This is a genomic window from Eubacterium sp. CAG:161 (assembly GCF_000432355.1).
Classification (GTDB): Bacteria; Bacillota; Clostridia; order Lachnospirales; family Lachnospiraceae; genus Eubacterium_G; species Eubacterium_G segne.
In genome coordinates, this window is sequence record NZ_HF991857.1 from 1 (window position 1) to 4,594 (window position 4,594).

Consider the following 4,594-nt stretch of genomic DNA (forward strand, 5'->3'; position numbering starts at 1 on the left):
ATGACCATTTTTATCAAAAACACCTCTCATACTTGCGAATCTTGTGGCTCCCTTTTTATCATTTCCTTTAAAAACTATATTGTGGTAATCTCTTGATTCATAAATCAGTTTATGACTTACAAAGTAGTCAATGCATTTCCTGCTAATCATTCTTTTATTTTGCAGATACGAATAAAGATAATTAAAACTGTCTGATTCTTTAGGAAGAACAAATTCTTTTTCTTCTGTGTCTATACTGAATTTATCTACACAATGTTTCAGACTGTTATGTCTCTCACTGTCATCTGCTTTCTTATATCCTGCAAAATCAAGTAACCAAAAGACCGCTTCTTTAACATCCATTCCTGCAAACACTCGTAAAAAGTCTATCTGGGAGCCACCATTACTTCCCTTTTCACTTTGTCTCGACCAACGATACCAGTTAGTCCGATTATAAATCCTTATGGAATCCATTTCCTTTAAGGTATAGTACTTTCCAATCTTTTTTACCGTGTAACCAAGAAATGAAGCCACGGAACATAAATCAACAGATTTTGCTATGTCTAATTCTTCCTCTGTAAATCTGTTATTCATTTGCATCACCTGCTCTTTTCTTTTTCAGCTACCATTGCACTGTCATTAAATTTAAGATTATTGTAATCCTGCTCAAAGACTGTTCTTTTATGTAGCATAATCCCCTTTTCTCTCATGCTGAAATATTGTGCTTCATCACCACCAACAATTATATGGTCAAGTAATGGTATTTCCATTAAATCAGTAAGTTTTATAAGTCTGTCCGTAATTTCAATATCTTCCTTAGACGGATTTAACGATCCCGAAGGATGATTATGAATCAACAACATATGCGCTGCATTTGAAAGAATGCTTGCTTTAAATATTTCTCTTGGACTTACAATAGACTGATTGAGGGACCCCATACTTGCCATAGTACAGTTAATGGGCGTATTATCACTTTTCAAGTTAACTACACACAAAACTTCTCTGTCCATTTTGCAAAGATATTTTCCAATCACCTGAACTGCTACTTCCGGATTTGAAATCTTTATGTCAGATAGAATTGGAGCTTCTTTTACAAGCCTTACAGACACCACATTTAATTTAAAATCATCGCTAATCTTCATGCTCTTTATCCTCCCACTCCATCTGAATGACAAACTCTCCATCAATTGAATTTACAATTTCAGTCAATTCATCGAGCTTTTCAATCTTAATTTCAATCTCCATAAGCTCACCTACAATGATTTATCCTGAATACCATAGCTAATTGATTCAGTTACTGATTTTCCGTCTAATCTCTTATTTGGTGCGTTTGTTGCAATGGTTAGCTCTCTTTTATTTCTGTCATAGTGATATACTTCATTGGATAATCTGTCTTCCAAATCCACCTGATTCATATTGATGTCATTTACCATCTCCTGTAATTCATCAGCACTATGTCCGTTTGATGATATTGCAATTACTTCATGAATGGACGAAGGAATGATATAAATATCTGAATGTAAAACAGATGCTAATTTATCAAGATTTTCCGGAAACAGAATTTCTGCTGCTCCATTAATTTTTCTCCTGTTTGTCATAACATACATTTTCGTTTGACAGTTATCATCAACAACTTCACTAATTGTGTCGTCAATTTCTTTTCTTTCCTCTTCATATTCATCCCCTGCAATTTCTTCAAGCAACATTTCACCTATTGCATCCTGCATATCCTGGATACTTACCGGAAGAAGTTCAGGTGTATTCTTCATTGCCACTTCATAAAGTTGTTCTTCATTCATTCCCATCTGACTGGCTACGTCATTTGTTATTACCACTGAACTCATGCCACTTTTATCATTGCTTATAACTGCTTTATAAATAATTGACAAATCTAAATAATCTCTGTGCGGAATGTTCTTAAGATATTCCTCATTCTGAGCTGTATTAACCAAAGTTACAACAACGCGATCTTTAAATGTTTCAACAGCAATATCTTTGTTTTTAATAGCCTCCGGAAGATTCTTATAACCATCTAACATAAGTTCTGCAGCACAATTCATTACATAATCCAAGTTTTCTCTATTCTTGTACATCTCATAAAATTCACCCACATAAATAGTTGGTGAACCTTTATATTTACTCTTGCCATCCCCTGATAGTAAATTAATTGCATCCTTCTCGCAATTAACTTTAAATACCTTGTGTTCCACGACTCTATGCTCCTTAAATTCATCCGGCATATAATCTAAAAGTTTCTCTTTAAATACTTCTTTAAAAATTTCGTAATTCATCATTTACTATTTCCTCCTTAAACTAAAAAAGAAGATGCAGTCATACAGCTTACATCTTCCTTGTTTCTTTTTCTTTATCTAATTTTTATTTTTTCTTCATAATCCCCGTTAATATCTGGATTCATAACTACAACACCATTAGGCTCTTTAGTTTTTTCTATATTTCTTTCTGAAAGTGCCCTTACAGTTTCTTTGTCTATCCAGCTATTCTCATCTGACTTTATTTTATCCATAATTATTAACATTTCATCAGTGGGGATTTCACTAATATTCATATCAAATATCTTTTTCAGTACTTCTTTCGCTTCCCGTTTCATAAATAAAACGTTTGACATTAAACTCTTTTGCAATATAATCACATATTTTATCACTGTTAATACAGCTTTCTTTTTTATTTACTTCATCTTCAGAAAATGTTTTGTGCAAAAGCTCTTTTGGGGGATTTTTGATATATTCATCTTTTCTCCGGTATAATGTAACCATATTTAAAATTATTTTTAAATATAGAATAAATGTTATCACCCGGCAATATAAAAGCACCTGCTGTAATAGCAGATGCTAAACTTTAAATGTTATTAAATTGACAAACTGGGATTTATCATTTTAACAGTAGTCTTTCAGTTACAGTCTACAATACTCTTCCAACTATAATAGTTAAAAAGCTATATTCTTACTCTATTAAATTAGGATATCCTACATCTAAATCATATCCTGTACCATCTTCATTTCGTTTTAATTCGTAATATTGAACATACTCGTTTGTCATGCTGTCAGCAAACCAAATAAAAAATTTGACTCCTCTTCCCATTTTATATGTTTGAACATTTAGTAAAACTTCTTTTTTCTGATTTACTATAAAGACTTCTTTAAAACTTACACCTGTTAAGCTTTCTCCCGTTCCAAACGTTAATGTATTGGCAAATCCATTTCCTATATTTGTAATAGACAAATATATAGGATAAAACTCTTGTGTAGCTTTTCCGTTTACATATTTTGGTTCATCTGCAATTTGAAATTTTTTTACAGTTCTAGATGCGGTTCCTACTATTTCTACATTAAGAAATGGCTGAATACTTTGTCTTTCCTTTTTTCTATCAGCTTCACGGGTGAACTGTATTGTGTAAAATACTCCAAAAATCGCAATCGTTCCAGAGAATACACCACCAATGATACCACCCCAGTAAGATGCCAGCGATCCAATCCATGTTGCGTTAGCATCGTTATCAATAGATAGTTCGCCTATCCTACATCGTATCATTTCTTCACATTTCAAAGACAATAACACAAATAAAATAGCAATAATGGTACCTATTAAAACTGGCTTTATCCATTTTTTCTTTTTACATATTAATTGATTCCTTCCAAATCGTGATATCCTGATTTCATTTTTCATTTACTCCACCACCTTTTCCAATTCCATTTTATGCTCCTTCATAGAAATCTTCCTAACTTTATATCCATATTGAAACAACTCCTTTTTATATTTAAAAAAAGAATGGTCTATTGGCAGACCTACTATTTTCTCTATTTTGGCATAAGTCAGTTTAAAACTGTCAGTGTCATTTTCTTTTATCCAATTCCATAATGGATTATACTTGCTCATATTATACCGCCCCTACAAATTCTTATTTTCCAATTTAATAAGTTGGTATATCTCTAGTCTACTATTTAAATCGTTATATTCTTAGTATCAATCCAAATTAGAACATTTTCATCAGTTCTACCAGTAATAACACCTCCATTTGCCAACGCTACCGCTTGAGACGCTATATTATCTAAATCAACTGTTACCAATACTTTTTCTAATCCTATTTCATCTGCCTTCTTAAGCAATAATCTTAATATTTCATTACCGTATCCATTTCCACGAAACTGTGGTGCAATTCCGTAACCTATATGTCCACCCGTCTGACTCAATGCCTCCGTCAGAAAATGTCTAATGCTACCAAACCCAACAGGAATACCATCTACATACAACCAAAAAGTGGTAGAAGGTACTTTCCAACCATCCACAATTCCTTTTTGTTCAGCATCTCTCTGTTTTGCAATTAACCATTCTTTGTATTCATCAAATGTTAATCCATTAGCTTTATTAAGTAATCCATTCTCTTCACTTGGAATTTCTTGTAACATCTTGTAAACATCGAAACCATCATCGACAGATAATTTTTTTAGCTCCAACATTATTTTAAGTCCTCCTTAGTCAAATACACGCTAATTTTTCATTTTATCAAACTAGAAGTTCCCTCTTACTCTCAGCCTCTTAACGAGATTGAAAGCAAGAGGAAATACTACTTATAAACTTAGTTATGTATTTCTGGCAT

General features: G+C 32.5%; 8 protein-coding genes. All 8 read right to left on the reverse strand.

Annotation, left to right across the window (positions count from 1 at the left end):
- Positions 1 to 573: DUF3991 domain-containing protein (locus Q5O30_RS03755; protein WP_302674561.1), on the reverse strand; the 573-nt coding region annotated here is incomplete at its 3' end.
- Positions 574 to 578: 5 nt separating this feature from the next.
- Positions 579 to 1,121 carry a JAB domain-containing protein gene (locus tag Q5O30_RS03760; protein ID WP_021952424.1) on the reverse strand — a complete coding sequence of 181 codons (543 nt, stop codon included), beginning with the start codon at positions 1,119 to 1,121 and terminating at the stop codon, positions 579 to 581.
- A 111-nt stretch (positions 1,122 to 1,232) separates the two neighbouring features.
- The gene (locus Q5O30_RS03765) at positions 1,233 to 2,273 is read right to left on the reverse strand and encodes a DUF5688 family protein (RefSeq protein ID WP_021952426.1); all 1,041 of its coding nucleotides are present in this window, start codon (positions 2,271 to 2,273) and stop codon (positions 1,233 to 1,235) included.
- A 71-nt stretch (positions 2,274 to 2,344) separates the two neighbouring features.
- Positions 2,345 to 2,545, reverse strand: a complete 201-nt coding sequence (locus tag Q5O30_RS03770; RefSeq protein WP_302674562.1) for a hypothetical protein — start codon at positions 2,543 to 2,545, stop codon at positions 2,345 to 2,347.
- 1 nt (position 2,546) lies between these two features.
- Positions 2,547 to 2,792, reverse strand: a complete 246-nt coding sequence (locus tag Q5O30_RS03775; protein WP_117998294.1) for a hypothetical protein — start codon at positions 2,790 to 2,792, stop codon at positions 2,547 to 2,549.
- Positions 2,793 to 2,940: 148 nt separating this feature from the next.
- Positions 2,941 to 3,663 (reverse strand): hypothetical protein, encoded by a 723-nt coding sequence (locus tag Q5O30_RS03780; RefSeq protein ID WP_021952429.1) that lies wholly within the window; start codon positions 3,661 to 3,663, stop codon positions 2,941 to 2,943.
- Positions 3,664 to 3,873 (reverse strand): hypothetical protein, encoded by a 210-nt coding sequence (locus Q5O30_RS03785; RefSeq protein ID WP_021952430.1) that lies wholly within the window; start codon positions 3,871 to 3,873, stop codon positions 3,664 to 3,666.
- Between the two features lie 65 nt (positions 3,874 to 3,938).
- The gene (locus tag Q5O30_RS03790; RefSeq protein WP_021952431.1) at positions 3,939 to 4,454 is read right to left on the reverse strand and encodes a GNAT family N-acetyltransferase; all 516 of its coding nucleotides are present in this window, start codon (positions 4,452 to 4,454) and stop codon (positions 3,939 to 3,941) included.
- Between the last annotated feature and the right edge of the window lie 140 nt (positions 4,455 to 4,594).

Excerpts from the sequence above, each read along its gene's own strand:
- Q5O30_RS03760 (WP_021952424.1), bottom strand. The coding sequence starts at position 1,121 with ATGAAGATTAGCGATGATTTTAAATTAAATGTGGTGTCTGTAAGGCTT.
- Q5O30_RS03765 (WP_021952426.1), bottom strand. The coding sequence starts at position 2,273 with ATGATGAATTACGAAATTTTTAAAGAAGTATTTAAAGAGAAACTTTTA.
- Q5O30_RS03770 (WP_302674562.1), bottom strand. The coding sequence starts at position 2,545 with ATGAATATTAGTGAAATCCCCACTGATGAAATGTTAATAATTATGGAT.
- Q5O30_RS03780 (WP_021952429.1), bottom strand. The coding sequence starts at position 3,663 with ATGAAAAATGAAATCAGGATATCACGATTTGGAAGGAATCAATTAATA.
- Q5O30_RS03785 (WP_021952430.1), bottom strand. The coding sequence starts at position 3,873 with ATGAGCAAGTATAATCCATTATGGAATTGGATAAAAGAAAATGACACT.
- Q5O30_RS03790 (WP_021952431.1), bottom strand. The coding sequence starts at position 4,454 with ATGTTGGAGCTAAAAAAATTATCTGTCGATGATGGTTTCGATGTTTAC.